The sequence below is a fragment of the Janthinobacterium sp. J1-1 genome (assembly GCF_030944405.1).
Lineage (GTDB): Bacteria > Pseudomonadota > Gammaproteobacteria > Burkholderiales > Burkholderiaceae_D > Janthinobacterium.
The window spans coordinates 6,356,520-6,382,112 of the sequence record NZ_CP132339.1 but is presented as its reverse complement, the minus strand read 5'-3'; the positions used below and the strand labels follow the sequence as shown (position 1 = coordinate 6,382,112).

General features: G+C 64.6%; 27 protein-coding genes. 15 read left to right on the top strand and 12 right to left on the bottom strand.

What is annotated here, in order from left to right; all coding sequences use genetic code 11:
- Positions 1-135: 135 nt before the first annotated feature.
- The 3 genes from Q8L25_RS29170 to Q8L25_RS29160 form a co-directional block, all read right to left on the bottom strand.
- Positions 136-801, bottom strand: a complete 666-nt coding sequence (locus Q8L25_RS29170) for a DUF1345 domain-containing protein (protein ID WP_308922712.1) — start codon at positions 799-801, stop codon at positions 136-138.
- A gap of 40 nt (positions 802-841) precedes the next feature.
- Positions 842-2,113 carry an MFS transporter gene (locus Q8L25_RS29165; RefSeq protein ID WP_308922711.1) on the bottom strand — a complete coding sequence of 424 codons (1,272 nt, stop codon included), beginning with the start codon at positions 2,111-2,113 and terminating at the stop codon, positions 842-844.
- 65 nt (positions 2,114-2,178) lie between these two features.
- Positions 2,179-3,204, bottom strand: coding sequence for a CDP-6-deoxy-delta-3,4-glucoseen reductase (locus Q8L25_RS29160; protein ID WP_308922710.1), 1,026 nt, complete (start codon positions 3,202-3,204; stop codon positions 2,179-2,181).
- 12 nt (positions 3,205-3,216) lie between these two features.
- Between Q8L25_RS29160 and Q8L25_RS29155 the strand changes: the two genes are divergently transcribed.
- The 4 genes from Q8L25_RS29155 to Q8L25_RS29140 all read left to right on the top strand — a co-directional run bounded on the left by Q8L25_RS29155 (position 3,217) and on the right by Q8L25_RS29140 (position 5,383).
- Complete coding sequence (locus Q8L25_RS29155; protein WP_308922709.1) at positions 3,217-4,137, top strand: sugar nucleotide-binding protein; 921 nt, start codon at positions 3,217-3,219, stop codon at positions 4,135-4,137.
- An 86-nt stretch (positions 4,138-4,223) separates the two neighbouring features.
- The gene (locus Q8L25_RS29150) at positions 4,224-4,484 is read left to right on the top strand and encodes a hypothetical protein (RefSeq protein WP_308922708.1); all 261 of its coding nucleotides are present in this window, start codon (positions 4,224-4,226) and stop codon (positions 4,482-4,484) included.
- 161 nt (positions 4,485-4,645) lie between these two features.
- On the top strand, positions 4,646-4,903 hold the full coding sequence (locus Q8L25_RS29145) for a hypothetical protein (protein WP_308922707.1): 258 nt from the start codon (positions 4,646-4,648) through the stop codon (positions 4,901-4,903).
- 240 nt (positions 4,904-5,143) lie between these two features.
- Positions 5,144-5,383: a hypothetical protein gene (locus Q8L25_RS29140; RefSeq protein ID WP_029496207.1), complete on the top strand. Its 240-nt coding sequence runs from the start codon at positions 5,144-5,146 to the stop codon at positions 5,381-5,383.
- Between the two features lie 96 nt (positions 5,384-5,479).
- Here the strand turns inward: Q8L25_RS29140 and Q8L25_RS29135 are convergent, their stop codons facing one another.
- From Q8L25_RS29135 to Q8L25_RS29125, 3 genes are all read right to left on the bottom strand, one after another.
- Entirely contained in the window at positions 5,480-6,169 is a 690-nt protein-coding gene (locus Q8L25_RS29135; protein ID WP_308922706.1) for a hypothetical protein, read from the bottom strand.
- A gap of 188 nt (positions 6,170-6,357) precedes the next feature.
- Complete coding sequence (locus Q8L25_RS29130; RefSeq protein WP_308922705.1) at positions 6,358-8,187, bottom strand: CHASE domain-containing protein; 1,830 nt, start codon at positions 8,185-8,187, stop codon at positions 6,358-6,360.
- 201 nt (positions 8,188-8,388) lie between these two features.
- The gene (locus Q8L25_RS29125; RefSeq protein ID WP_308922704.1) at positions 8,389-10,155 is read right to left on the bottom strand and encodes a glutamine--tRNA ligase/YqeY domain fusion protein; all 1,767 of its coding nucleotides are present in this window, start codon (positions 10,153-10,155) and stop codon (positions 8,389-8,391) included.
- Positions 10,156-10,316: 161 nt separating this feature from the next.
- Between Q8L25_RS29125 and Q8L25_RS29120 the strand changes: the two genes are divergently transcribed.
- From Q8L25_RS29120 to Q8L25_RS29105, 4 genes are all read left to right on the top strand, one after another.
- Complete coding sequence (locus tag Q8L25_RS29120; protein WP_308922703.1) at positions 10,317-10,610, top strand: DnaJ domain-containing protein; 294 nt, start codon at positions 10,317-10,319, stop codon at positions 10,608-10,610.
- A gap of 95 nt (positions 10,611-10,705) precedes the next feature.
- Positions 10,706-11,218 (top strand): hypothetical protein, encoded by a 513-nt coding sequence (locus Q8L25_RS29115; protein ID WP_308922702.1) that lies wholly within the window; start codon positions 10,706-10,708, stop codon positions 11,216-11,218.
- Entirely contained in the window at positions 11,208-11,996 is a 789-nt protein-coding gene (locus Q8L25_RS29110; protein WP_308922701.1) for a hypothetical protein, read from the top strand. The genes Q8L25_RS29115 and Q8L25_RS29110 overlap by 11 nt, the downstream gene beginning before the upstream one ends.
- A gap of 19 nt (positions 11,997-12,015) precedes the next feature.
- Complete coding sequence (locus Q8L25_RS29105) at positions 12,016-12,888, top strand: hypothetical protein (RefSeq protein ID WP_308922700.1); 873 nt, start codon at positions 12,016-12,018, stop codon at positions 12,886-12,888.
- Positions 12,889-13,002: 114 nt separating this feature from the next.
- On the opposite strand, the gene Q8L25_RS29100 is transcribed toward Q8L25_RS29105, so the two are convergent.
- Positions 13,003-13,302, bottom strand: coding sequence for a YciI family protein (locus Q8L25_RS29100; protein ID WP_308922699.1), 300 nt, complete (start codon positions 13,300-13,302; stop codon positions 13,003-13,005).
- Between the two features lie 44 nt (positions 13,303-13,346).
- Here Q8L25_RS29100 and Q8L25_RS29095 point away from each other — a divergent pair, with 44 nt between their 5' ends.
- Genes Q8L25_RS29095 through Q8L25_RS29080 form a run of 4 tightly spaced genes read left to right on the top strand, consistent with a single transcriptional unit; the run spans position 13,347 to position 18,055 of the window.
- Entirely contained in the window at positions 13,347-14,960 is a 1,614-nt protein-coding gene (locus Q8L25_RS29095) for an ABC transporter substrate-binding protein (RefSeq protein ID WP_374694214.1), read from the top strand.
- Positions 14,957-15,889 (top strand): ABC transporter permease, encoded by a 933-nt coding sequence (locus Q8L25_RS29090; protein WP_308922697.1) that lies wholly within the window; start codon positions 14,957-14,959, stop codon positions 15,887-15,889. The genes Q8L25_RS29095 and Q8L25_RS29090 overlap by 4 nt, the downstream gene beginning before the upstream one ends.
- Entirely contained in the window at positions 15,886-16,653 is a 768-nt protein-coding gene (locus Q8L25_RS29085; RefSeq protein ID WP_308922696.1) for an ABC transporter permease, read from the top strand. Before Q8L25_RS29090 ends, Q8L25_RS29085 begins: the two co-directional genes overlap by 4 nt.
- Positions 16,646-18,055 carry an ATP-binding cassette domain-containing protein gene (locus Q8L25_RS29080; RefSeq protein ID WP_308922695.1) on the top strand — a complete coding sequence of 470 codons (1,410 nt, stop codon included), beginning with the start codon at positions 16,646-16,648 and terminating at the stop codon, positions 18,053-18,055. Before Q8L25_RS29085 ends, Q8L25_RS29080 begins: the two co-directional genes overlap by 8 nt.
- On the opposite strand, the gene Q8L25_RS29075 is transcribed toward Q8L25_RS29080, so the two are convergent.
- From Q8L25_RS29075 to Q8L25_RS29065, 3 genes are read right to left on the bottom strand one after another with little or no spacing between them, the layout of a single operon-like run.
- Complete coding sequence (locus Q8L25_RS29075; RefSeq protein ID WP_308925821.1) at positions 18,036-18,350, bottom strand: hypothetical protein; 315 nt, start codon at positions 18,348-18,350, stop codon at positions 18,036-18,038. The two genes, Q8L25_RS29080 and Q8L25_RS29075, sit on opposite strands and share 20 nt — an antisense overlap.
- A gap of 14 nt (positions 18,351-18,364) precedes the next feature.
- Positions 18,365-19,705 carry an acyclic terpene utilization AtuA family protein gene (locus Q8L25_RS29070; RefSeq protein WP_308922694.1) on the bottom strand — a complete coding sequence of 447 codons (1,341 nt, stop codon included), beginning with the start codon at positions 19,703-19,705 and terminating at the stop codon, positions 18,365-18,367.
- Positions 19,706-19,729: 24 nt separating this feature from the next.
- A complete protein-coding gene (locus tag Q8L25_RS29065) occupies positions 19,730-21,028 on the bottom strand; it encodes a citrate:proton symporter (protein WP_308922693.1) in 1,299 nt (432 codons plus the stop codon).
- A gap of 124 nt (positions 21,029-21,152) precedes the next feature.
- On the opposite strand from Q8L25_RS29065, the gene Q8L25_RS29060 reads away from it, so the two are divergent.
- Entirely contained in the window at positions 21,153-22,049 is an 897-nt protein-coding gene (locus tag Q8L25_RS29060; RefSeq protein ID WP_308922692.1) for a LysR family transcriptional regulator, read from the top strand.
- Here Q8L25_RS29060 and Q8L25_RS29055 read toward each other — a convergent pair.
- Positions 22,046-22,948, bottom strand: a complete 903-nt coding sequence (locus Q8L25_RS29055; protein ID WP_308922691.1) for a LysR substrate-binding domain-containing protein — start codon at positions 22,946-22,948, stop codon at positions 22,046-22,048. The two genes, Q8L25_RS29060 and Q8L25_RS29055, sit on opposite strands and share 4 nt — an antisense overlap.
- A 107-nt stretch (positions 22,949-23,055) precedes the next feature.
- Here Q8L25_RS29055 and Q8L25_RS29050 point away from each other — a divergent pair, with 107 nt between their 5' ends.
- Positions 23,056-24,336, top strand: coding sequence for an MFS transporter (locus Q8L25_RS29050; protein WP_308922690.1), 1,281 nt, complete (start codon positions 23,056-23,058; stop codon positions 24,334-24,336).
- A gap of 75 nt (positions 24,337-24,411) precedes the next feature.
- Positions 24,412-24,738 (top strand): hypothetical protein, encoded by a 327-nt coding sequence (locus Q8L25_RS29045; protein WP_308922689.1) that lies wholly within the window; start codon positions 24,412-24,414, stop codon positions 24,736-24,738.
- A 4-nt stretch (positions 24,739-24,742) separates the two neighbouring features.
- Here the strand turns inward: Q8L25_RS29045 and Q8L25_RS29040 are convergent, their stop codons facing one another.
- The gene (locus Q8L25_RS29040) at positions 24,743-25,591 is read right to left on the bottom strand and encodes a LytTR family DNA-binding domain-containing protein (RefSeq protein WP_308922688.1); all 849 of its coding nucleotides are present in this window, start codon (positions 25,589-25,591) and stop codon (positions 24,743-24,745) included.
- Positions 25,592-25,593: the final 2 nt, after the last annotated feature.

Sequence of the window (25,593 nt, the reverse complement as noted above, 5' to 3'; positions counted from 1 at the left end):
TCGCTTGCCAGTCATTCCACCCGGTTACTGCTCCGATACATGACCTTGTATGTGACTTATCTTACTCCTGTTTGACGGATTTCAAGGGCGCCACACAATTAAGTGGGGCTTAACCCTTCAGCCAGGTCAAATAAGCTAATTGTTGATCAGGCCGGCCGCGATATTGATCGACAGGCCCAGCACCACCAGGTTGAAGAAAAAGCTCAGCACCGACTGGCCCAGCACGATCTTGCGCATCATGCGCGTCTGCACCGTCACGTCCGAGGTCTGCACGGCCACCGCCAGGGTGAAGGCGAAATACAGGAAGTCCCAGTAGTCGGGGTCCTGCTCGTCGTCGGGGAATTTCAGGGGCCGCAGGCTGGCGTCGGCGCGGTAATACAGGTGGGCATAGTGAAAGCAGAACAGGGTACCGACCAAAAACCAGGAGCCGACCAGGGTCAGTATCGTCAGCGCATAGTGCAAGGCGCGCTGGTCCGCGCTCATGTCCTTGATCGATGACAGCTGGGAAATAATGGCAATCAAACTCATCACGGACGCCACCGACAGCGCACACAGCACCATCGCCGCCCGCTCATCCTGGCGCGCCGCCATCTGTTTCACCTTGTGATGGTTGGCGCGCATCATCATCGCGCCCATGGTGAACAGATACAGCCAGACGGCGATATTCCACGCCGTCAGCACGCGCGTCATCGCCTCCCAGCCGGACGGCAACAGCACGCCGGCCGCCACGCCGATCACGATGGCCAGGCTCAGGTGGGGGCGGCTGCGGACAAAGCCGTGGAAGGGCAGCGGGATTTTCATGGCGCAGGCTGGCATAGTGAACGATAGCGCATGGTAGCCCTTATGCGGGCTTGCCGGCGGCCGTTTTGGCGGCCTCTTCCTTTTCGTGGTGGGGGAAGCGGTCCATGCGCGACAATACCGGGAACAGCATCGCCCAGATGCCGGTCACGGCCAGGGTGGCGGCGCCGCCGAACAGCACCGCGCGCACCAGACCGAACCAGCCGGCCGTGACGCCCGACTCGAATTCACCGAGCTCGTTCGAGGCGCCGATGAACACGGAATTGACTGCGCTGACCCGGCCGCGGATCTCGTCCGGCGTTTCGTACTGCACCAGCAGGTGGCGGATATACACGCTGACCATGTCGCCGATACCCATCAGGAACAGCGCCACCAGCGCCACCAGGAAGGTGCCGGTCGAGCCCAGCACGATGGTGCCCAGGCCGAACACGGCCACGCCGCCGAACATCCAGGCGCCGACCCGCCGCGTGATCGGGTAAAAGGCCAGCGCGATCGAGCAGACGGCCGCGCCCATGCCGGGCGCCGTGCGCAGCAGGCCCAGGCCGGTCGGGCCGATATGCAGCACATCGTGTGCCAGCGCCGGCAGCAGGGCGGTGGCGCCGCCGAACAGCACCGCGAACAGGTCGAGCGAAATGGCGCCCAGCATGATGGGGCGCGACCAGACGAAATGCAGGCCCTCGAGCAGGGTCGACCAGCTGACCGGCTCGCGTTTCACCACTTGCGGCGCCGGCGTGGTGGCGCGCATCAGCAGTACCGACAGCACCAGCAGCGCCGACGAGATCAGGTACACCACCTTGGGGCCGAAGATATACAGCAGGCCGCCCAGGGTGGGGCCGAGGATGATGGCGATATGCGAGCTCGACGAGCTGAGCGCCAGTGCGCGACTGAAACTTTCCTTCGGCACCATGTTGACCAGCACGGCTTGCGTGGCCGGCATCATGAAGGCGCGCGCGCTGCCGAACAGCACCAGCACGGCAAACACGGGCCAGACGATGGACAGGCCCGTCATGGTGAACGCCAGCAGCGCCAGCGCGCAGGCCAGTTGCGCCGTCAAACACCAGGCGATGATGTTGCGGCGGTTGTAGCGGTCGGCGATATGGCCGGCCGGCAAGATCAGCAGCAGGAAGGGGGCGAACTGGGCCAGGCCGATCAGGCCCAGGTCGAACAGGCTGCCCGTCATCTGGTACACCTGCCAGCCGATGGCCACGCTTTGCATCTGGACGGCCAGGGTGCCCAGCACGCGGGCGGACAGGTAAAACGCGAAATTGCGGTGGCGCAGGACACTGAAGCCGTTGCCGGATATTGCTGAGGACATGAAGACTTTCCAGAGTGGGGCAGGGGGAGGCCGGGCGGCCGCGCCGCCCCGCACTCCGGACGGCATTATTTGGCCAGGTCGGCCTCGGTGGTAAAGGCGTCGGCGTAAAACTCGTCGTCGGGCAAGCCACATTGCCGGACAAAGTCGCGCTTGGCCGAATCGACCATCACCGGCGCGCCGCAGGCATACACCTGGTGGCCGGACAGGTCGGGCAGGTCGGCGATGACAGCCTGGTGCACGAAACCGCCGCGGCCCTGCCAGGCGTCTTCCGGCAGGGCATCCGACACCACCGGAACATAAGTGAACTGCGGCAAGTCGGCCGCCCACTGGCGGCACAGGGCATCCATGTACAGGTCGTGCGGACGGCGCGCGCCCCAGTACAGGGTGATAGCACGCGTCGACTGCGCGTGGATCATGTGCTCGACGATGGCTTTCAGCGGCGCAAAGCCGGTGCCCGAGGCCAGCAGCACCACCGGCTTGTCGGAGTCGTCGCGCAGGAAGAAGGTGCCCAGCGGGCCCTCGAAGCGCAAGATATCGCGTTCCTTCATGGTGGTGAAGACCTGGTCGGTAAACAGGCCGCCCGGCAGGTGGCGGATATGCAGGGTCACGGGGCCGCCGTCCTGCGGCGCGCTGGCCATGCTGTAGGAGCGGCGCTTGCCGTCACGCAGCATGAATTCGATATACTGTCCGGCGCGGTACTGCAGGCGCTCGGCGGCCGGCAATTGCAGGGTCAATACCATCACGTCGGGCGCGACTTTTTCCAGGCTGGTCACGCGCGACGGCATTTTCCTGATCGGGTAATCGCTGCTGCCGGCCACTTCGCGCGCTTCGATGACCAGGTCGGCGCTGGTGATGGCGCAGCAGAACAGCGACATGCCGGCCGCTTCTTCCTCCGGCGTCAGGGCGCGCTGCTGGTGTGCCTTGTGCTGTACGCTGCCGGACACGACCTTGCCCTTGCAGGAACCGCAGGCGCCATTCTTGCAGCCATAGGGGAGGCCCACGCCGGCGCGGATCGCCGCCGCCAGCACCGTTTCGTCCGCTTCGCAGCTGAATTGGTGGCCGCTGGGCTGAACAGTAACTTGAAAAGTCATACAATCCTTGAGATGAAAAATATGTTAAAGCTTACTTTGCGCAAACCGTTGGGCTTGCCGCGCTTGCTGGTACTGGGCTGTGGCGATGTCGGCATGCGGCTGCTGCCCTTGCTGGGCGCGCGTTTTCGCGTGTTTGCCGTCACCAGCCAGCCTGAACGCTGTGCCGAACTGCGGGCCGCCGGCGCCGTGCCCATCGTGGCCGACCTCGACGACCGCGCCAGCCTGCGCCGGCTGGCCGGGCTGGCGCCGTGGATCGTGCACCTGGCGCCGCCGCAATCGACCGGCCTGCTGGACCGGCGCACGCGCAATCTGGCCGCCATTTTACCTGAGCACGCGCGCCTGGTGTATGTCAGCACCAGCGGCGTATATGGTGATTGCGGCGGCGCCCGCATCGACGAAACGCGCACGCCGGCGCCGTCGAACGCCCGCGCGCGGCGCCGCCTGGACGCCGAAACCGTGCTGCGCGCCTGGGGCGCCCGCCGCGCGGCGCGGCTGGCGATTCTGCGCGTACCCGGCATTTATGCGGCCGACCGCCTGCCACTGAAACGCTTGCGCGAAGGCACGCCGGCGCTGGCCGAGCTTGACGACGTGCATACCAATCATGTCCATGCCGACGACCTGGCAAACATCGTCCTGCACGCGCTGTGGCGCATGCGGGCGGGCGGGCGCGTCTACCACGCCAGCGATGACAGCGAAATGAAGATGGCGGCGTACTTCGATGCGGTGGCCGATGCGTTCGGCCTGCCGCGTGCGCCGCGGCTGCCGCGTGAAGAACTGAAGCAGGTGGTCACGCCGATGCTGCTGTCGTTCATGTCCGAATCGCGGCGCCTGGACAATCGCCGCATGAAGCGCGAGCTGGGCGTGCGCCTGCGCTATGCGCGCGTCGCCGATGCTTTGCAGTTACTGACAGACGGCAAGGCCGGCATCAGTTAAAATGCGCGGTTGTTTCCGCACTTTTCACAGGCCGGGGAACTTGCCCAGCCTGTCTGCCGCGCGCCTGATCAACCAAGGATTACCCCATGACTACCCTGACCTACGAAGCATTCCTGGACGAAGTGACCACCGTCCTGACGGAATTGTATGACCTCGATGACGAGGCCGCCATCAAGCTGGTCATGGCGGCGCAGGACGCCGAATTTTTCGTGCCGCACGACGACCACGAAGCCATGCGCACAGTGGAGCAGGCCAAGAAAGACGCCGTCACCTTGTACGAGCGCAAGCAGAACCGCCAGCAGACGCAGGAAAAACAACAGCAGCGCGTGCGCCAGAAAAACAAGTAAACCTGGTGGGCGCCCGGGCCGCTGCGGCGGTCGGCGCGGGGCCCAGGATTGTCCGATTGAGCTGGCGCAAACGCGCTGCGGCGGGCAGGCGCTATGGTGGCCGTCATGCAGCGACCATTTTCTTCTCTTCCTGAGTTCCGCCAGCTTGGCGGCAGCCTGCCATGGCTGGCGTGAATCGGCCGAGCAAGGAGCAGGTGCGCGCCTACATGCGGCGGCGGGGGCGCACGCGCCAGCCACCGCCGGCACCCGAAGAAATCCGCCGCCAGCTGGCGTGGCGCCATAGCCACGGCATTCCGGTCAGCCCGCCCGCCATCGCGCTACGGGGCTGGCAGCTATCGGTCGACCTGGCATGGCTGGGCGCCTTGCTGCTGCTGGCCTGGTATCTCGATGGCAGTCTCCATTTTGCTGAAAATGGATGACTTGCAGCAAAGTATGTTGTTTTGAGTTATCCTCTAGCACATTCCAAACGCGCAAATTCTCTTCAATTGTCACATTTTTGCCTCAAGTTAAGCAAAAATCAACAAATAAGTGTATTATATTGCCTGTCGGCTAAAAGCCGCACAAGCAATGGCGCTTTTTAGTGTGTTGACCCTGAATTAGCGCAAAAGCGACGACCAGTCTTTTTTTTGCCTTAATACAACAAGTACGGATTTCTCACCATGTCTCTCAAACAAATTACCTCTTTGCCTACCTATAACCCTAACCGCGTGCTCGATGCCATCATCGACAAGCTGCAACTGAAAAACGACGCGGCCCTGTCGCGTGCGCTGGAAGTGGCGCCGCCCGTGATCAGCAAGATTCGTCATAACACCCTGCCGATCGGCGCCACCATCCTGATCCGCATGCACGAAATCAGCGATTTCAGCATTCGCGAACTGCGCGAACTGATGGCTGCGTGAGTGTGGCCAGACAGACGGCAAACTGAGAGCTGCCGTCTGGGTTGTAAACAGGCTTGCCGCGTGCGGCAGCCGGGATGGTGAATCCGCCATCAACCTTTATGCATTGTCCTGGCGCAAGACCGGCCTGTCGACATAGAAACGCTTGACGTCACCATCGGCCAACGATGCGGTGGACGTGGCCACCAGTGCCGCGCTGAGCGAGGCTGGCGCGCTGGAAAACGCCGTCACCGCCCCCGTTGCCCGTCCCGAATACGCTGCCTGCACGGCGCGGCCCGAGTAGGCTGCCGCCTGCACCGCGCGTCCTGAATACGCCGCTTGCACCGCGCGTCCCGAATAGGCGGCCTGCACGGCACGTCCCGAATACGCCGCCTGTACCGCGCGGCCTGAATACGCCGTCTCGGCGCGCAGATAGTCCTCGCCGAACGTCTGTTCATACAACTGCTTCATGCGCTCGCCCACGCGCTGATGCGCCGCTTCGTCGTCTTCGCCGCGCAGGCCGATATACGGAAAGTGATGCAGGAAGTAGCCGAACACCTGTTCGCAGTCGGCCGCATATTTCAGGGTATCGAGGATATGGTAGTGCCAGAAGGTATCGACATCCATCAACGGCGCCGTTTCCTCTTCCGGGAATTGCTTCATCAGGATCAGGAAGCGGCGGTATTCGAACTCCACCGCATTGGCCTTGTCCAGGCTCCAGCCTTCGCCGGATTCCCGGTGCATCAGTTTGACTTTGATTGCGTCCAGGTTCAGATCGGCAATTGCCTTGAAATCTACGTTCGTATCCATGAATATCCTTTAAGAGTGTCACCGGGAAGACTGCGCAGGGAGTGGCGTGGATGCTGGCTGGTAGCGTGGACTCCTGGAAAAGTCAGTTAGGAAACCACTAATATTGCATCGAATCGAGCTCGGCGCAAGCCAGCGCCGCCGCCTCGCGCGGCCCGGCGGCTTGCATCTTGATAGCGAGCGTAGTGGTCTTACTGATGAGAGAAGTCTTGCATGCCGGCCGCCAGCGGCACGGTCACTTGCACGCTCATGCCCGCGCCGGGACTGCTGTCGATCAGGAAAGTACCGCCCAGCAGCTTGATGCGTTCCTCGATGCCGACCAGGCCGAACGAGCCATGCTTGTTGCGCCCGTCGGCGCCGGCGCCCACGCCGTTGTCGCTGACGGTCAGCGAGACGTTGCCATGGTCTTTTTCCAGCCTGATCCGCACCCGGCTGGCGTTGGCGTGCTGGGAAATATTGCTCAAGGATTCTTGCAGGATGCGGAACAGGGCGGTGGCGCACTGGTCGCTGACGCTGATGTCGCCATGGCTTTCACTGACCTCGCAGGCGATGCCGGTGCGCGCGCGGAACTGCGCCGCCTGCCATTCCACGGCGGCGTTGACGCCCAGGTCCAGTACCGTGGGGCGCAAGTCGTTGATGATCTGGCGCACGCTCTTGATGGTGGCGTCGATCTGGCCCAGGGTGGCGCGCGCCCGTGCATGCAAGCGCGGATGGCGCTGCTGCGTGCGCGACGCCAGCATGTCGGCGTCGATGCGCAGCACCAGCAGGTTTTGCCCCAGGTCATCGTGGATTTCACGCGCGATGCGCTTGCGTTCTTCTTCCTTGATATGGTCGGCGTGGGCCGCCAGGCGGCGCAGCTTCTGGTGCGATTGCTGCAGGCGCAACTGGCTGGCGCGCAATTCGTCGGTCATCACGGTGGCCATGCGGATGGCGCGCAGGCGTGACGAGGCCAGGGTGTGGAGCACGGTGTACAGCAGCGTGCTGCCGGTAAAGCCCACCAGCAGCGCCAGCCAGGGCAGATACGTTTCGAATGGCGTGTACAGGTCGCTCTTGCGCACGCTGAACAGCGCTTGCCAGACACGCCCGTTATAGTCGATCAGCATGGTGCTGCTCAGATATTTGCGCGAACCGCCCGGCTGCCACCACGGTGCCTGCCTGCCGGCCGGCGCGCTGTCGAAGATGGGACGGGTGTCGCGCGCCAGCGGCTGCGGTTCGGTGGCCTGCGTGCCGATATCGAACAGGGTCAGGCGAACATTGCGCACCGGCATCTCGGCCAGCACGCCGCGTACCATCTGCGCCATGTCGTAGCCGAGGCCCACCGAACCCTGGTAGGCGGCGCGGCGCTGCTGCACCGTGGCGACCGGCATGCCGTGGCGGTAGACTGGCAGGCGCATGGCCATGCCGGTCAGTTGCGAGCGGCCCGGCATCGGCACGGGCAGGCCGGAATTACTGATTTCCCCCGAATCGCGCGACTGCGCCAGCACCTCGGCGACGGCCGGGCGCACGGCGATGTCATGGCCATATTTTTCCGGCGCGCTACTGATCGGTTCGATATACACCAGCACGGAATACCAGTCGCGCGGCCCCGGCGGGTCGATGGCAAAGGCGGGATAGCCGTCGCGCCCGGCAGGGTAGTCGTGCTGCATGGCCGCCTCGAAAGCGGCGCGGCGGGCATCGTCGAGCGCCTTGCAGTAATTGAGATTCATCACGCCGGGAAAATTTTTCCGCAAGTCCAGGCTGCTTACGTAATCGTGGAACTGCTCGCGGCTGACCTGGTCGCTGGCACGGAACAGGCTGGCAGCGCCGCGCAGCAAATCGGTGTACGACTTGACGCGCATATTGATACTTTGCTTGGTGGAATGTGTCAGGCTGTCGAACAGCATGCGCGCGTCGTTGTCGATCGACATCGATGCCGCCATATGGAACACCAGGCCGACGCACAGCGACAGCACGCAACTGAGCAGCCAGAGCGGCTTTTTTTCAGGTGTTCGCAGGCTCTCGCCCTTGGCATCGGCAGGCATGGCAATCCGCATCGGAGGTGGAATCGGGTGAGGCGCCGCCTGCGGTGCGCCAGTGTCAAGGTAATTGTAAATTACTCAACCGCTCCATAATATACAAAAAGCCTTGAGTTATGATCACCATGCAATATTTTTGATCAAGTTAACTGCGATTAAAACGAAAAAAAACCGCCGCAGCGGTTTTTTTGTTGTGCAAGAAACAGCTTATTTCGTTGCTTGCCAGCTGTCTTTCAAGGTGACGATACGGTTGAACACCGGTTTGCCCGGCTGGCTGTCGACCCGGTCGGCCGCGAAATAGCCGTGGCGCTCGAACTGGAAGCGCTCTTCCGGCTGTGCCAGTTCCGCACCCGGTTCCAGCCACGCCTGCACCACTTCCTTGGCCAGCGGATTCAAGGCCAGCTTGAAGTCCTTGCCGCCCGCGTCCGGCTGCGGGTCGGTGAACAGGCGGTCGTACAAACGCACTTCGGCGGCAATCGCCGTCGGTGCGCTGACCCAGTGCATATTGCCCTTGACCTTGTAGGTGGAGCTGCCTTCGGTGCCCGATTTGCTGTCTTCAAAGTAATTGCAATGCACGGCGATCACTTTACCGTTTTCATCCTTGTCGTAGCCGGTGCACTCGACCACATAGCCGTAGCGCAGGCGCACGCGGCTGCCCGGCTTGCCGTCGATCGGCGGATACAGACGGAAGTAGCCCTTGTTCGGCACTTCCATGAAATCGTCTTCCTCGATCCACAGCTCGCGCGTGATCGGGAAGGTGCGCAGGCCGCGCTCGGGGAAGTGCGGGTGCACGGGCGCCGTGCATTCCACGCTCTCGTCTGCCGGGAAATTGTCGATGATCAGTTTCAAGGGGCGCAGCACGGCCACGGTGCGCGGCGCCTTCGGATCGAGGTCTTCGCGCAGACAGCCTTCGAGCACGCTGTAGTCGATCCAGCCGTCGGACTTGGTCACGCCCGTGCGCTCGCACATCAATTGAATCGCTTCCGGGGTATAGCCGCGGCGGCGCATGCCCACCAGGGTCGGCATGCGGGGGTCGTCCCAGCCGTCGACGATCTGTTCTTCGACCAGCTGGCGCAGCTTGCGCTTGCTGGTGACGATGTACGTCAGGTTCAGGCGCGAGAATTCATACTGGTGCGGCACCGGCTTGGCGAAGAAGCCGCCCTCGGACAGGGTCGCCAGCAGCCAGTCGTAGAACGGACGGTGATCCTGGAACTCCAGGGTGCAGATCGAATGGGTGATGTTTTCCAGCGCGTCCGAGATCGGATGCGTGTAGTCGTACATCGGATAGATGCACCAGGCGTCGCCCGTGCGGTGGTGGTGCGCGTGGCGGATGCGGTAGATGGCCGGGTCGCGCAGGTTCATGTTCGGCGAGCTCATCGCGTCTTCGCTGATCTTCGCGCGCAGGATATGTTCGCCATCCTTGAACTGGCCCGCCTTCATGGCGCGGAACAGCGCCAGCGACTCGTCGGCAGGGCGGTTGCGGAATGGCGAATTCTTGCCGGCCTGGCCGAAATTGCCGCGGTTGGCGGCCATGTCTTCGGCGCTCTGGCTGTCGACATAGGCGTAGCCGGCCGTGATCAGGTATTCGGCCATCGCGTACAGCTGGTCGAAATAATCGCTGGCATAGTGCAGGTGGCTCTGGCCGTCGGCTTCTTTCGGTTCCCAGTCAAAGCCCAGCCATTTCACGCTGTCCATGATGGTGTCGACGTATTCCTGCTCTTCCTTGGCCGGGTTGGTGTCGTCGAAGCGCAGGTTGCACTGGCCGGCGTAGTCGCGCGCCAGGCCGAAGTTGACGCAGATCGACTTGGCGTGGCCCACGTGCAGGTAGCCGTTCGGCTCCGGCGGGAAACGCGTGATCACCTGCGGCAGGCCAGGACGCACGTGGGCGCCTGCGGACAGGTCGGCTTCGATGATGTTACGCAAAAAATTGGGCGCCAGCGCCGGCGCGGCGGTATTCGGTTTATCGTTGCTCATTGATCAATGCTGGAAGAGTGACAGTAAAGAGCATTTTACCGTACCGCCGCTTCTTTTTCCGGTGCAATTTTCAGCCGGAAAGCAGCGTGGCAGCGACGCGCAAGCCGTTCTATAGGATAATCTCACTTTAATTTGCAAAAAACGTGCCTCCGGAGCCTGCCATGGAAAATTTATACAACGTCCTCGGTGTCGCCCCCAATGCCAGCGATGACGAGATCAAGAAGGTTTACCGTTCGCTGGCCATGCGCTTCCACCCCGACCGCAACCAGGCCCCCGGCGCCGAAGCGCGCTTCAAGAGCGTGACCAAGGCGTACGAAATCCTGGCCGACCCGGCCAAGCGCGCCGAGTACGACCAGAGCGTCAACCACCGCATCATCATCGATCCGGACGCGGAAGCCTATGCCCTGTGGAGCGGCGTATTCCGCCTGCATGGCACCACGCTTCCCGCAGACTGAGGCCCCTGGCCTGTGACGGCCGGCGGCATAGCCCCGAAAAACAACAACAACGGCGCCTGCATCGCGGCGCCGCGCAGCATATTGGAAAGCACATAATGAGAAGAGTACACCCCGAATTCGCCTATCAGTCGCGTGAACTGGAAGGCCAGATCGAAGGCATCCTCGGCGATCCGCCGAATCGCAAGAACTATAAAAGCATGGTCGACGCGCTGGTCGGCGAATACGCCAGCGGCGGCGGCATCGAAGACGTGAACATGCTGGCCTTCGCGCTGGTCGACCACATCACCTTCAGCGACCCGAAAGGCCTGCTGGCCGAAAGCGAAGACTACGAATTCGGCGACAACGCCAGCGTATTTGCGATGGCCTCGTGCGCCGCGCCCGAAGCGGCCAAGATGTACGCCGCCATCGAAGACAGCTTCCCGGACCTGGCGCGCCAGGCCATCATCACGGCCTTTTTGCACAAGAATCCGCGCCTGTGGGACGACGACGATCAGTCGCTGGACCAGTTGGCCGCCAATGACGACGGCGACGACGACCATGACGAAGATAGCGCCACCGACGATTTCGCCCAGATGTTTGACCAGGATGGAGACGACCATGGCCGATAACACTGAACAAAAGAGCAACCTGCCGGCGCTGACGAAGCAGGTGACGGAACTGGTGCTGTCCGGCTCCCTGGGCCACGCCGAGCAGGCATTCGCCGACGCGGCCGACCAGTACGGCGACCTGGCCGTGGTGGAAGTGCTGAGCGCGATTCCGCCGCAAGTGACGGCCCTGCACCTGGCCGGTTTCGACGGCGGCAAGATGTCGCTGGCGACCCTGCTGGTGCCGCCCAAGGCCTGGGCCGACAGCCTGGCCTTTATCGCCGCCACCTGGAGCGACGACCAGATCGAGGACGATCCGGAACGCATCGCCGAGTCGCTGTTCGCGCATATCCACGGCGTGGTGTTTTCCACCGACGATCTTGATCGCCGCCGCGAACTGCTGCTGGAAGCGTCGGCCACCGACTGGGGCGCCACCGCGTTCGCCATCCTGTTCTCGATGGCGCCGAAGGAAATCCTCGAAGTGGCGGGCGAGATCGTCATCAAGGGACCGTATGTGACGGGCGTGACCTCGTCCGACAACGACGTGGTGCCACTGGCGATCGAACTGGCGCAGGCCAATGAAGACGGCTGGGACCGCGCCCTGTTCGAACTGTTCCCCGACTTCCGCCACAGCGCCGATCTGGCCGACGCGGAATACTCGGATGACCCGGACGAAGAACCGACGATTCTGCAGCGTAGTACCAAGGAATTGCTGTACCGCCTGCGCAAGCAAGTGCCGAGCACGCGCAGCGCGCCACGCGCCGGTGCGCGCCGCAGCGTCGGCACCGGTATTTTTTCTTGACCAAGGCTAGGAATCATTGATGCTGCCAGCAATAGTTGTAGAGAACCTGCCGCGCCTGGTGCGCGCCATCAAGCTGTTGCCGGGGGACCCGCGCGAAGACGCGGCGCTGAACCTGGCCGACGAACTGACGGGCATCACGGCCATGGTGGCCGAGAAGTTCACCAATGAGCGCACGGCCGACGGCATCCAGAAGGCGCTGTACCTGACCGTGGGCTGCGTCTCGCTGGGCCTGGAAAACGCGCTGCACCTGGAAAACGACCAGGCCGCGCTCGATTTCCTGGTCGAGCATGGCGCCGAACACGCCTTCCAGGTGGGTTTTCGCCTGATCAAGGAATTGTCGCAATTGCCCGAAGATGCGCTGGTCGGCGAGTACGACCAGGACCCGGTCTACATGGCGCGCCGCCTGCGCGAACTGTTCATCGACATCTGCCAGGCCGACCCGAACCAGAACTGGGCCGGCCATGAAAAGTATGCGGTGCAGCTGCAGCAGCGCAAGGAAGTCCAGGCCGTGGTGCGCCTGGCCGGCTGGTTGCGCCGCCATCACGACAATGGCCCCGTCAGCGACAGCGACCTCAATGCCGAGGGGGTGATCGCGCTGGCCATCATCTTCGCCATCGAAGGCGGCGGCCGCATCATGGCGCGCACGGGCCAAAAGGAGTTCGAGCGTTTCGTGCGTTCGGTGCGCAAGAACAAGCCGGACTTCGAAGAGGGCTGGGCGGCGCTGGTGGCCAAGGTGCCGGTGCAGCACCATCCGGTGCTGCTGGACCGCATCGCCTCGTACCGCCGCAGTTGCACCGTGGTGCATAAAATCCTCACGCGCGCCAGCATGAAAAGCCTGTTCGAGGACCTGGAGAACTATGCCGGGTCGGAGCTGGATGCGGATTATTCGTAGGTCGGATTAGGCCGCAGGCCGTAATCCGACAACATTGTTGGCCGTGACCGTGGTGGCGTCGGATTACGCGGCTTCGCCGCTAATCCGACCTACGCGGGTTTGGATTTCGCTGCATCACGCCGGAAACCCCACCTTCTGCGGCCACAAATTATTAAAAGCATGGATCTTCACCTCGCCATACAAGCCGGCTTTGGTAAACGGCTCATTCGCAAGCCAGCTTTCGGCCGCCGCGCGGTCGGCGAAATCGATGGCCAGCAGGCTGCCGATCATGGTCGCGCCGTCGTCGCTGGTCAGCGGTCCCGCAAACGCCATGCGCTCGGCCTGCAGGCCCAGGTAGGCTTTATGTTCGGGGCGCACGCTGGCGCGCAGTTGGCCGCTGTCGGGTTTGTCGGTCAGGTGAAAAATAAAGATCATGCGGTCGCTCCGGTCTGTTTCAACTATTCGGGACTTCATTTTATATGACAGAGCACTGCAGGCGCCTGGCGCCGCGCCGCCGTGCACTCGTACGCTTGTCGCGACTGCTGGCAACTGGTGCTGCCTTGCATCTGCCCGCATCGCAGGCGCATGATGGTCCGCTCAGCGACCATGCGGCCATCGCGCCGGCCAGCCGCGATACGCTGACCGTGGTCGGGCCGTGGGAATTGACAGGGCTGGAACCGTCGCGCGGCGGCTATATGTTTACCCGCATGGAAGTAGTGCAGACCCTGCTCGACGCGGACGACCGGGGCCGCCTGCTGCCGGCGGTGGCCAGCGAGTGGGAAGTGTCGAACGATGGCCTGGAGTGGCGCTTCTTCATCGAACAGGGAAAATTATTCCACGACGGCTCGCCGCTGACGGCCGGCACCGTGCTGGCGTCCCTCAAGCGCGCGCTGGCCGCGCCGGGCGTATTGCGGCTGGCGCGCATCCGCAGCATGACGGTGTCGCGCGGCGCCATCGTGGTCACCCTGGCGCAGCCGTATGCGCCGCTCCCCTTTTTGTTCACCCACTCCGGCACCCAGATCCTCGCGCCGTCGTCGTATGGCGCGGACGGCCGCGTGCTGCGCATCGTCGGCAGCGGCCCGTATCGCATCACGGCGATCTCCTTGCCGCAGCAGTTCGACGTGGCGTTTTTCGAGCAGTGGCGCGGCGAACCGCCTGCGGTGCGCCGCGCGCGCTATATCAGCGTTTCGCGCGCGGAAACCCGTACCCTGATGGTGCAAAGCGGCCAGGCCGACCTGGCCTTTACACTCGACCCGCCCAGCATCCGCCGCCTGCTGAAACACCAGAACGTGCAGCTGGTCAGCGCGCCGCTGCCGCGCACCACCTTTTTGAAACTGAACGCCGGCCATCCCTTGCTCAATGACGTGCGCGTACGGCAAGCGATCAGCCTGGCGCTCGATCGCGACGGCATCGCACGCGCGCTGCTGCGCGACGATGACCTGGGCGCCAGCCAGCTGTTTCCCCCGGCGATGGCCCTGTGGCACCAGCCGGCGCTGGCGCCATTGCGCGGCGATCCGGCGGCGGCTAGAGCGCTGCTGCGCCAGGCCGGCTTTGTACCTGGCGCGGACGGCATCGTCCGGCGCGCCGGAACACGTTTCGAGATTATTCTCACCACCTTTGTCGACCGTCCCGAGCTGCCGCTGATCGCCACCGCGGTGCAGGAAGAACTGCGCCAGGTCGGCATCGCCGTGAAAGTCGTGGTGGGCAATTCCAGCGATATCCCGGCCGGCCACCGCAGCGGCGCGCTGCAGATTGGCCTGGTGGCGCGCAATTTCGGCAGCCTGCCCGACCCGGTCGCCACCCTGGCCGAGGATTACGGCACCCAAGGCGGAGACTGGGGCGCCATGGGCTGGCATAGCGCACCATTGAGCGACGCGCTGGCGCGGCTGTCGAATGGCGGCGTGCCGGCGGACAGTCCTGAAGCTGCGCGGCTGCGCGCACAGGTGGCGCGCGAACTGCAGCAGGGCCTGCCCGTGATTCCCGTCGTCTGGTACCGCCAGACCATGGCCGTCTCGCGCCGCCTGGCGGGCGCCAGCATCGACCCGTTCGAGCGCAGCTACCGTATTTCGGCATTGACCTGGAAGGCCGCATGAAGACGATATTCAAAGCCCTGGTGCAAGCGCTGCTGGTGGCGCTGCTGGTCGGGACCCTGTGTTTTTTCATGACGCGCATGCTGCCCGGTGACACGGCCTACCGCATCGCGGCTGGCCGCTATGGCTACGACATGGTCGACGCGGCCGCCGCGCAGGCCGTGCGCATCGAACTGGGACTGGACCGCGCGCCGCTGGCCGCCCTGGCTGACTGGTGGGGCAGGCTGCTGCGTTTCGACCTGGGCGTGTCGCTGGTGACCGCGCAACCGGTGATCGATGAAATCCGTTTGCAGCTGGGCCAGACCTTGCGCCTGTCCTTGATGGCGGTGCTGCTGTCGCTGCCGCTGGGGCCCTTGCCCGGCGTGCTGGCCGGCCTGCGTCCAGGCGGCTGGTTCGACAAGGTCAACCTGGCGCTGTCGGTATTGCTGCGCGCCTTGCCGCCGTTCGTGCTGGCACTGCTGCTGGTACTGGTGTTTGCGGTGCAGATGCAGGCGCTGCCGGCGGCGGGACACGCCGACCATGGCAGTCTGATGCTGCCCGCATTGACCCTGGCGCTGGGCCTGGCTGCCGTGTCGTCGCGGGTGGCGCGCGACGCCATGCGGGACGTGCGCGCGTCAAGCTATTATGCGTTCGCCTTGAGCAAAGGCCTGCGCGCCAGCGACGCCCTGCTGCGCCATGGCGCGCGCAACGTCGCCACGCCGGTGGTGGCGTATACCGCCGTGCAGCTGGTGTACCTGGTCGAAGGCGTGGTGCTGGTGGAAACCATCTTTGCCTGGCCCGGCATCGGCCACGCGCTGGTGCACGCCATCTTCGCGCGCGACGTGACCATGATCCAGGGCACGGCGCTGGTGCTGGGATTGCTGTTCGTGCTGTTCAACTGCGTGGTCGACCTGGCCTGCGCGGCGCTCGACCCACGCGCGAGGCGCGCATGAAGCGCTTCGGTATTGTGCTGCTGCTGGCGATCACCGGCTTTGCCTTGTTTGGTCCGGCGCTGGTCGGCATCGATCCGGCCAGCCAGACCCTTTCTCGCTTCCTGGAAGCGCCCAGCCTGGCCCATCCCTTGGGTCTCGATCACCTGGGCCGCAGCATGCTGGCGCGCCTGGCCCATGGCGCGCAGCTGTCCCTGTCGATGGCGGTGCTGAGTGTGCTGAGCGCGGCCGTGCCGGGCACGGTGCTGGGCGTGCTGGCGGCCTGGCGCGGGGGATGGCTGGAGCGTGGCTTGAGCGCGCTGGCCGACGCCGTGCTGGCTTTGCCCGGCCTGTTGCTGGTGCTGCTGCTGGCGGCGTTCGCGCCGGGCCAGTTCTGGCCTTTGTATGTGGGCATTTCGCTGGCGCTGTGGGTCGAGTATTTTCGCGTCACGCGCAGCGCTAGCGCGCTGCTCCTGGCCGGGCCGCAGGTGGAAGCGTCGCGCTTGCTGGGCTTTGGCCCGCTGTACATCGTGCGCCGCCACCTGGCGCCGGTGCTGCTGCCGCGCCTGGCCACCCTGATGCGCTTCGGCTTTGGCGGCGCCGTGCTGGCGATGGCGGCGCTGGGCTTTATCGGCGTCGGCCTGCAGCCGCCCACGCCGGAACTGGGCGTGATGATGATCGAACTGCTGCCCTATTACAGCGAAGCGCCATGGCTGGTGGGCGCGCCGGTGGCGCTGCTGTTTTTCACGATGCTGGGGTTGATGTTGATCGGGGACGCCCATGAGTGAGTTTTTCCTCGACGTGGCGGGCCTGCGCGTGTTTGACGCCGCCAGCGGCAAGGCCATCGTCGGTGGCGTGGAACTCTGCGTGGCGGCCGGCGGCGTCCTGACCCTGCTGGGCGAGAGCGGCTCGGGAAAATCCCTGCTGGCGCAAGCCATCATGGGCACCCTGGCGCCAGGATTGCGGGCCGAAGGCGTGATCACCATCGGCGGCCAGCGTTTCGATGCGGCCGACCAGCCATCGCGGCAGCGCCTGTGGGGACGCGAAGTGGCGTTGCTGCCGCAGGAGCCGTGGCTGGCGCTGGACCCCACCATGCGCGTGCTGCATCAGATCGCGGAAACCCATGAACTGGTGGCCGGCAGGAGCGCCGGCGCATCGCGCGAGGCGGCGCTGCGCGACCTGCGGCAGCTGGGCATGGACGATGCGGCGCGTCTGTATCCGCACCAGATCTCGGGCGGCATGGCCCAGCGCGTCGCCTTTTTGGCCACCCATGCGGCCGGTGCACGGCTGTTGATCGTCGATGAACCGACCAAGGGCCTTGACAGCGGCAAGCGGGGCGAGATCCTCGCCATGCTGCGCGCCGCGCAAGCGGAGGGCATGGCGGTGCTGTGCATTACCCACGACGTCTGGCTGGCGCGCGCATTGGGCGGCGAGATTGCCGTGATGCTGGACGGCTTTGTCATCGAGCAGGGGAATGCGGCGCAACTGCTGGCGCAGCCCGTGCATGCGTATGTGCGCGCGCTGCTGGCGGCCGATCCGGCGGCCTGGCCGGCGCGGCCTGCGGTGCGTGCGCCAGGCGAGATCATCGCCAGCGTGGAAAAGGTCGCCAAGTCGTTTGGCAAGCGTTGCCTGTTCTCCGGCATCAGCGTTGAAATTCGCCGTGGCGAAGTGGTGGCTGTCACCGGCGAGAGCGGCGCCGGGAAAACCACGTTCGGCAATCTGCTGCTGGGATTATTAAGGCCAGATGCGGGCAAGGTCGTGCGTGCGACGGGCCTGCCGCGCACGGCGTTTCAAAAGCTGTACCAGGACCCGGCGGCCGCCTTTGCGCCCGGGCTAAGTCTGCGTACCGCGCTGCGTGACGTACTGGCGCTGCATGGCTTGCGCTGGGATGCTGTGGCGCCGCTGCTGGCGCGCTTGCGGCTCGGTGAACAGCTGCTGGACCGCCTGCCGTCGCAGGTCTCGGGTGGCGAGCTGCAGCGCTTTGCGCTGGCGCGCGTGCTGCTGCTCAAACCCGCTCTCATCTTCGCCGACGAACCGACTTCGCGCCTCGATCCCATCACCCAGCAGGAGACCTTGAGCCTGCTGCTGGAAGCGGCCGCCGACAGCGGCTGCGCCGTGCTGCTGGTGACGCATGATGCCGAGATTGCGCGGGCGGTGGCGCAGCGGCAGATCAGCTTGCAGGCACAGTGATCCCCATCCCCAGCAAGGCCGCGCCCAGGCATTTGCCATGCGCGTCCAGCGCCAGCGAGCGCGTCACGCCGCCGCCCAGCGCCTGCTGCATCACGAAGTTCAGCGCGCCCAGTTGCGGCAGTTCGTAGCGCGTGACGCTGCCTTTGACCACGCCCTCGAAATGCGTGCGCACGCGTTCCGGCGTCACCTCGCGCAGCAAGAGTGCATAGTCTTTTGTGTCATAAGCGATCAGCGACAGATTGGAAATATCGCCCTTGTCGCCGGCCCGTGCGTGCGCCAGCTCGCGCAATTTGATGGTGTTTACGGTCGTCATTCAGCGCTCCCGAAATGGATGGTGGCTGTTACCAATTTTTCGTCCAGCAGGGTGGCGCGCACCGCCACCACGGCGCGCGCCGATTTGGTCGCGCCGCCGCCACCCGACGGTCCGCAGGTGTACAGGGTTTCGACTTCATTGCCGATGCGCGTAGCCTCCCTGAGGCTGGCCGTGCGGCCCGTCACGCGCAGCCGCACTTCGTACGGTTCCGCATGCGCGCTGGAGAGCTGCGCGCCATGGATGGCGTTGACGCCGATCAGGTCGAAACGCAGTTCCTGCGTCCGCACGCCGCACAGGTCCAGGCGTTCGGCAACGATGGCTTGCGCCAGCCGTGCCCGCGCCAGCGCGCCCGGGCCTGCATACGAAATCTGGCCTTCGCCGATATGGCTGTCCAGGTAGCCCAGGGTCACTTTCAGCAGGCCGCTTTTCGGGTGGCCGGTGGCGCCGGTGATCGCCACCCGGTCGGGCCCGGCCTGCTGCATGGAGACTTTTGAAAAATCGGCCACCACGTCCGGCGTCAGGTAGGCGGCCGGGTCGTGGATTTCATACAGCAGCTGTTCGGTGCAGGTGGCCACCGTCACGCAGCCGCCGGAGCCTTCCACCTTGGTGATGATGACGCTGCCGTCCTCGCTGACTTCGCCGATGGGAAACCCCAGGCGCGCCAGGTTGGCCACATCCTTGTAGCCGGGATCGGCAAAATAGCCGCCGCTGACCTGGCCCGCGCATTCGAGCAGATGACCGACCAGGGTGCCCTGGCCCAGCTTGTGCCAGTCGTCCATGGCCCAGCCGAATGCGTGGATCAGGGGCGCCAGCACCAGCGCCGGATCGGCCACGCGGCCGGTGACGATCACGTCCGCGCCTTGCGCCAGCGCGTCGACCAGCGGTTGCGCGCCCAGATAGGCGTTGGCCGACAGCAGCCGGTCCTGCAGCTGCGTGACGGGTGCGCCGGTGTCGTCCAGGTAGTCGCCGCCGGTCACCAGCGCCAGCACATCGTCGCCGGTGATGGCCGCCACCTTGATATCGGGCAGGCCCAGTTCGTGCGCGATGGCGCGGATGGTCTCTGCTGCGGCCAGCGGATTGGCCGCGCCCATATTGGTCAGGATGCGCACGCCGTTTTCGCGGCAGGGGCGCAGCACGGCGCGCATGCGCTCCATCAGCAGCGGATCGTAGCCCTGGGTTGGATCTTTCAGCTTCGCTTGCTGGGCCAGCGCGATGGTGCGCTCGGCCAGGCATTCGAAGATCAGGTAATCGAGCTGGCCGCGCTCGGCCAGTTCCACGGCCGGCTCGATGCGGTCGCCGGAATAGCCGGCACCGGCGCCGATGCGGATGGTTTTCATGGTGTGCTCCTGTTATCGAGTTGCTTACAGCGGAAAGATGCCCAGCACGATGCAGCTGATGGTCATCACGATCGACGCGGCAAACAGGTATTTGAAGGTGTATTTCTGGTGGTCGGCCAGGTCGATGCCGGCCAGGCCGGCGACCAGGAAGGTGGCCGGTGTCAGCGGGCTGACGGGAAAGCCCGTCGTCATCTGTCCCAGCAGCGCCGCCTGCGCCACCTGTATCGGCTCCACGCCCAGCATCTTGCTTACTTCCGCCACCACCGGCAGCACGCCGAAGTAGAAGGAGTCGGGATCGAACAGCATCGACAGCGGCATCGACAATACGCCCAGCACGGCCGGGATATGCGAGGCCATCTCGGGCGGCACGAAGCCGACGGCCGTCTTGGCCATGGCCGACAGCATGCCGGACTTGTTCATGATGCCGGTGAAGACGCCGGCGGCAAACAGGATGCTGGCCATCAGCAGCGCCGCCTTGGCATGCGCATCGATGCGGGCGCGCTGCATGTCGGCGTTCGGATAATTGATCATCAGCGCCAGCACCACGCCGATCATGAACATCACCACCGGATCGACCTTACCGCTGATCATCACGCCCAGCACGATCACCGTCAGCACGATATTGATCCAGAAATTCTTCGGCCGGCGGATCGATTGTTCCGCCTCCGTCAGCTCATGCATCTGCACGAAGCCGGCCGGCGCGCCGGCGGTGAGGCCCAGGCGGATTTCTTCCTTGCGGCCCAGGTAATACGCCACGCCGAACACAAAGGCCAGGCCGATCAGCTGCACCGGAATCAGCGGCATGAAAATGTCGCTGACGGGAATATGCAGCGCCGCCGAGGCGCGGATCATGGGGCCGGTCCATGGCAAAAAGTTCACGCCGGCCGCCAGCGAGGCCACGCAGGCCAGGATGCGGCGGTCGATGCCGAGCCGCGTGTAAAGCGGCAGCATGGCGGGGATGGTGACCAGGAAGGTGACGGCGCCCGAACCATCGAGGTGGATCAGCAGCGCCAGCAGGGCCGTGCCGGGCACGATGCGGCTGGGCCGGCTGCCCACCACGCGCAAGATGCCGCTGATGACGGGGTCCAGCATGCCGGCGTCGGTGACGATGCCGAAGAACAGGATGGCGAACACGAACATGCCGGCCACCGGCGCGATATTGGTAATGCCGGAAACAATGAATTTCGAGGTTTCCATGCCGAAGCCGCCGATCAGGGCGGCGATGATGGGAATGGTGATCAATGCCACCAGCGGCGACATTTTCTTGGTGAGGATGGCGGCCAATAAAATGGCGATGGTGCACAGTCCGAGCAGGGCCAGCATGGGTTTGTCTCCTGAGTTGTTTGGTGCCCGTCTTGTGCGGGATCTGAGGCCATTCTGCGGCGCTCCCTTTATATTGTAAAATCGATTTTTCAGGATGATTATCCTGTTTTTCGAGTGAATCAAGATGTTGCCGAATATCTCCAGCAAGCTGCTGCAGGCGTTTGTCGCGCTGGCCGACTGCCGCCATTTCACGCGCGCGGCCGAGCGCTGCCATTTGTCGCAATCGGCCTTCAGCGCCGTGATCCAGAAACTGGAAACGGCGCTGGGCGCCAGGCTGGTCGAGCGCGACACGCGCAATGTGATGCTGACGGTGGAAGGCGAGATGTTTGTCGAGGTGGCGCGCGGCCTGCTGGCCGACATGGAGGCGGCGTTCGGCAACATGAGCGACTACGTGGCGCGGCGCAAGGGAAGGGTGGCGATAGCGGCCTTGCCCTCGCTGGCGGCCAATGGCCTGCCGGCCGTGATCGCCGAATACCGCGCCAGCTATCCCGGCATCAGTGTGCGCTTGCACGACGCCTTGTCCGACCAGTGTTTGCACCTGCTGCGCCAGGGGAAAGTCGACCTGGCGATCACGGCGCCCAGCGCCCGGCTGGCCGAATTCGACACGCGCGTGCTGTGCAGCGATCCGTTCTATCTGGTGTGCCGGCGCGACCATGCGCTGGCCCGCAAGCGCCGCGTGCAACTGGCCGACCTGGCCGGCTGCGAATTGATCCACCTGGCGAAATCGACCAGCGTGCGCCAGCATGTGGAGCTGCTGACGCAAGGCGTGGCCGTGCGCGACAGCGGGCTGGAAGTGGAACACCTGGCCACCGTGGCCGGCCTGATCGAGCATGGCCTGGGCGTGGCGCTGGTGCCGGCCCTGACCCTGTTCCAGTTCAAAAAACTCGACCTGGTGGCGGTGCCGCTGGCAGCCGGCCAGCCGGAGCGGCCCATCCTGCTGGCCATGCCGCGCACCTTGTCGGTGGCGGCGCAGGGCATGCTGGAGCTGATCGAACTGCGCCTGGGCGGCGGCGGTGGCTAGGAGCCGCCTTCCAGCGCCGCTGCTTCAGCCAATTTGACAAACGCCGCCACCATCGGCGAGGTCTCTTCCTCGCGCTGCGCCAGCAGCAAACTGGTGGTCGCCTGCGGATCGGCGATGGGCCGGTAGCATACGCCGTCCATGCGGATGCGGTCGAACGAGGACGGCAGCACCGAGATGCCGCAGCCGGCCGCCACCAGGCCGATAATGGTCGACGCCTCGCCCGCCTCCTGCACCACATCCGGCACGAAGCCGGCCGCCTTGCACAGCCTGAAAATCTGCGGGTAGATGCCGGTGCCGGCGTCTTTCGGGTACATCACGAAACCTTCGCCGGCCATGTCGGCAATCGCAATCGAGGACTTGGCCGCCAGCCGGTGCGCCACCGGCAGCACCAGGAACAGCGGGTCCTGGCGCAGCTGCGTGAGCTTGATGTCGTCGGGATAGGCCAGCTCCGGCGGGCGCACGAAGCCCAGGTCCATGCCGCGCGCGGAAATCGCTTCCAGCTGATGCAGGGTCGCCATCTCGTGCAAGGTTAATGTTACGTGCGGGAACTGCTGGCGGTAGCGGTTGATGACGGTGGCGAAATAGGGGGTAAACGGCGTCGAAAAGGTAAAGCCGATGCGCAGTTCGCCCGCTTCGCCGCGCTGCGCCCGGCGCGCCGTCGCGCCCGCCTGTTCTGACAGCGCCAGGATGCGGCGCGCGTCGTCGAGGAACAATCGGCCCGCCTCCGTCAGCCGCACCGAGCGCTTGTTGCGCTCGAACAACTGCGCCCCCACGTCCGCCTCCAGCGCCTGGATCTGCTGGCTCAGCGGCGGCTGGCCGATATGCAGGCGTTCGGCCGCGCGCGTGAAGTGCAGTTCCTCGGCGACGGCGACAAAATAGCGCAGGTGGCGCAGTTCCATATGGGTTCCAGTAATCGTTTTAAAGTATGAGTTGACCCTAAAATATATATTGGACGATATGAGTTGGCAATCCTATGATGAAATCTCGCCTCTCTATGAACACCGTCATGTCTGATTCACCGCTTGCTTTTGCCGCCTCTTCCACTGTCATCGCGCCCACCACGCCTGCGACTCCCGCGCCGCGCAGCGCGATTGCCAAGGGCACGCCCGCCTTCAAGCGCAGCAACCGCGCGCTGTTTTTTGGCGGTTTTTCCACTTTCAGCCTGCTGTACTGTATCCAGCCCCTGTTTCCGTTGTTGTCGCAGCAGTTTCACCTGACGCCGGCCCAAAGCAGCTGGTCGCTGTCGGTATCGAGCGGCCTGCTGGCCATCTCGCTGGTGCTGCTCAGTGCCGTCTCGGACCGCGTGGGGCGCAAGCCCTTGATGGTGGCGTCGATGTTTTCCGCCGCGATACTGACCATTTTGTCCGCCTTTGCGCAGGACTACGCGCAGCTGCTGGCGATTCGCGCCGCGCTGGGGATAGCCCTGGGCGGCATGCCGGCCGTCGCCATGGCCTATCTGGGCGAGGAAATCGAAGGCCCGTCGCTGGGCCTGTCGATGGGCCTGTATATTGCCGGCAGCGCGTTTGGCGGCATGTCGGGGCGCTTGATCGCCTCGATGTTGAGCGACTTCATGTCGTGGCGCTGGGCGCTCGGCGTGCTGGGCGTGGCCGGGGTGCTGGCGGCGGCGGAGTTCTGGCGCAGCTTGCCGGCCTCGAAAAACTTCGTGCCTTCTACCCGCGGCTGGCAGGCGCTGCCGCATGCCATCAAGCAGCATTTCTCCGACCAGGGCCTGCCTTGGCTGTTCTGCCTGGCGTTCGTGCTGATGGGCTGTTTTGTCAGCCTGTATAACTATATCGGCTACCGGCTGCTGGCCGCGCCGTTCGGCTTGCGCCAGAGCACGGTCGGCCTGCTGGCGTTCCTGTATCTGATCGGCATCTTCAGCTCGGTCTGGGCCGGCCGCCTGGTGGACCGCCTGGGCCGGCGCGGCGTGCTGTGGATCATGCTGTCGATCATGCTGACCGGTATTTTCCTTACCCTGTTCGACTCGTTGCCGCTGATCGTGGCCGGCATGGCGCTGGCCACCTTCGGCTTCTTTGCCTCGCACTCGATTGCCAGCAGCTGGGTCAGCCGCCGCGCCCGCGCGCCGCAGGCGCTGGCGTCCGCCTTCTACCTGCTGTTCTATTACCTGGGATCGAGCCTGATCGGTTCCGCCTCGGGCATGATGTGGGGCTTCGACGGCTGGACCGGCGTGGTCGCCATGCTGGGCTTGTGCCTCGGCGGCGGCGTGCTGATCGCCCTGAAGCTGCGCCATCTGCAGCCGCTGGGGGCGCGCGAAGCGGCCGGCTGATCACAGCCAGGGGAACCTTGCATGGTGCCTGTGATCCAACTATGTTCTCGACATGGAATCGACACAGGAGGAATCATGTTGCAAGCAAATGAAGTGGCACGGCGCTTTGGCGCCATCGAACAGGCCATCGGCCAGGCGGCGCAGCTGTGCGGCAGCGCGCAGGAAATGCCGATGGACCTGAAAGATTGCCTCAATCAGCTGGATCAGCAGAAAGCGTCGGTGCGCCAGGCGATCGACTCGCACGATGACGCGCGCATCCGCCAGGCGGTCGACAATATGGAATCGCTGGGCGACCGCGCCAAGAAGGCCTGCGGCACGGCGGCCAAGCTGACGCCGGAAATGAAACAAGCGGTGCTGAAGGTCCACGATGAACTGTCGGACCTGAAACACCAGCTGCATTGATCCATTACATCTGGCGGAACAGGTGGGCGTACAGCGGGCTGACGCGCAGCTGCGCCGGATGCTGGCGCAGGGTCAGTGACAGCTTGCCGGCCTCGTCGCGCACGGCGCTGGCGATGGCGCCGGCATTGACGATGGTGCCGCGGTGGATTTGCCAGAATTGCTGGGGGTCCAGTTGCGGCAGCAATTCCTTCAGGCTGGTGCGTATCAGCGCTTCGCCGTCGCGGCAGACCACGTTGATGTATTTGTCCATCGCTTCGAAGTAGACCACGTCGGCCATGGGGATCATGCGCACGCTGCTGCCGACGGCGGCCCGTATCATCTGCAGGCGCGGCGCCGGCGGCGTCATCGCTTGCAACTGGGTCAGCAAACGGGCCAGGTTGTCGTCGGCCGGTGCCGCGGTGACGGCTTGCGCGGCGGCGGCCGGCGCTATCGGCGCGGTTTGCAGCCTTTGTTTCAAGCGTTCCACCGTCTTGCCCAGGCGCGCATCGTTGACGGGTTTCAGCACATAGTCGGCGGCCGCCTGATCGAAGGCGGCCAGCGCATAGTCGTCATAGGCGGTGACGAACACGATCTGCGGGAAGGGCATGCCGTCGTTGTCGTCCTGCCATTGCTCGGCCAGTTCCTCGGCCGCTTCCAGGCCTGTCTTGCCCGGCATCTTGATGTCCAGGAACAGGATGTCCGGGCGCAGGGCCAGGCCCTGCTGCAAGGCTTCCACGCCATTGGCGCAGGTGGCGACAAGCTGCAGTTCGGGCCACAGGCGGCGCAGGGCGTGGGCGAGGGCGGCGGCCAGGATCGGTTCGTCTTCGGCGATCAGGGCGCGTACTGGGGCGGCGGTGCTGGTCAGGTCTGTCATGG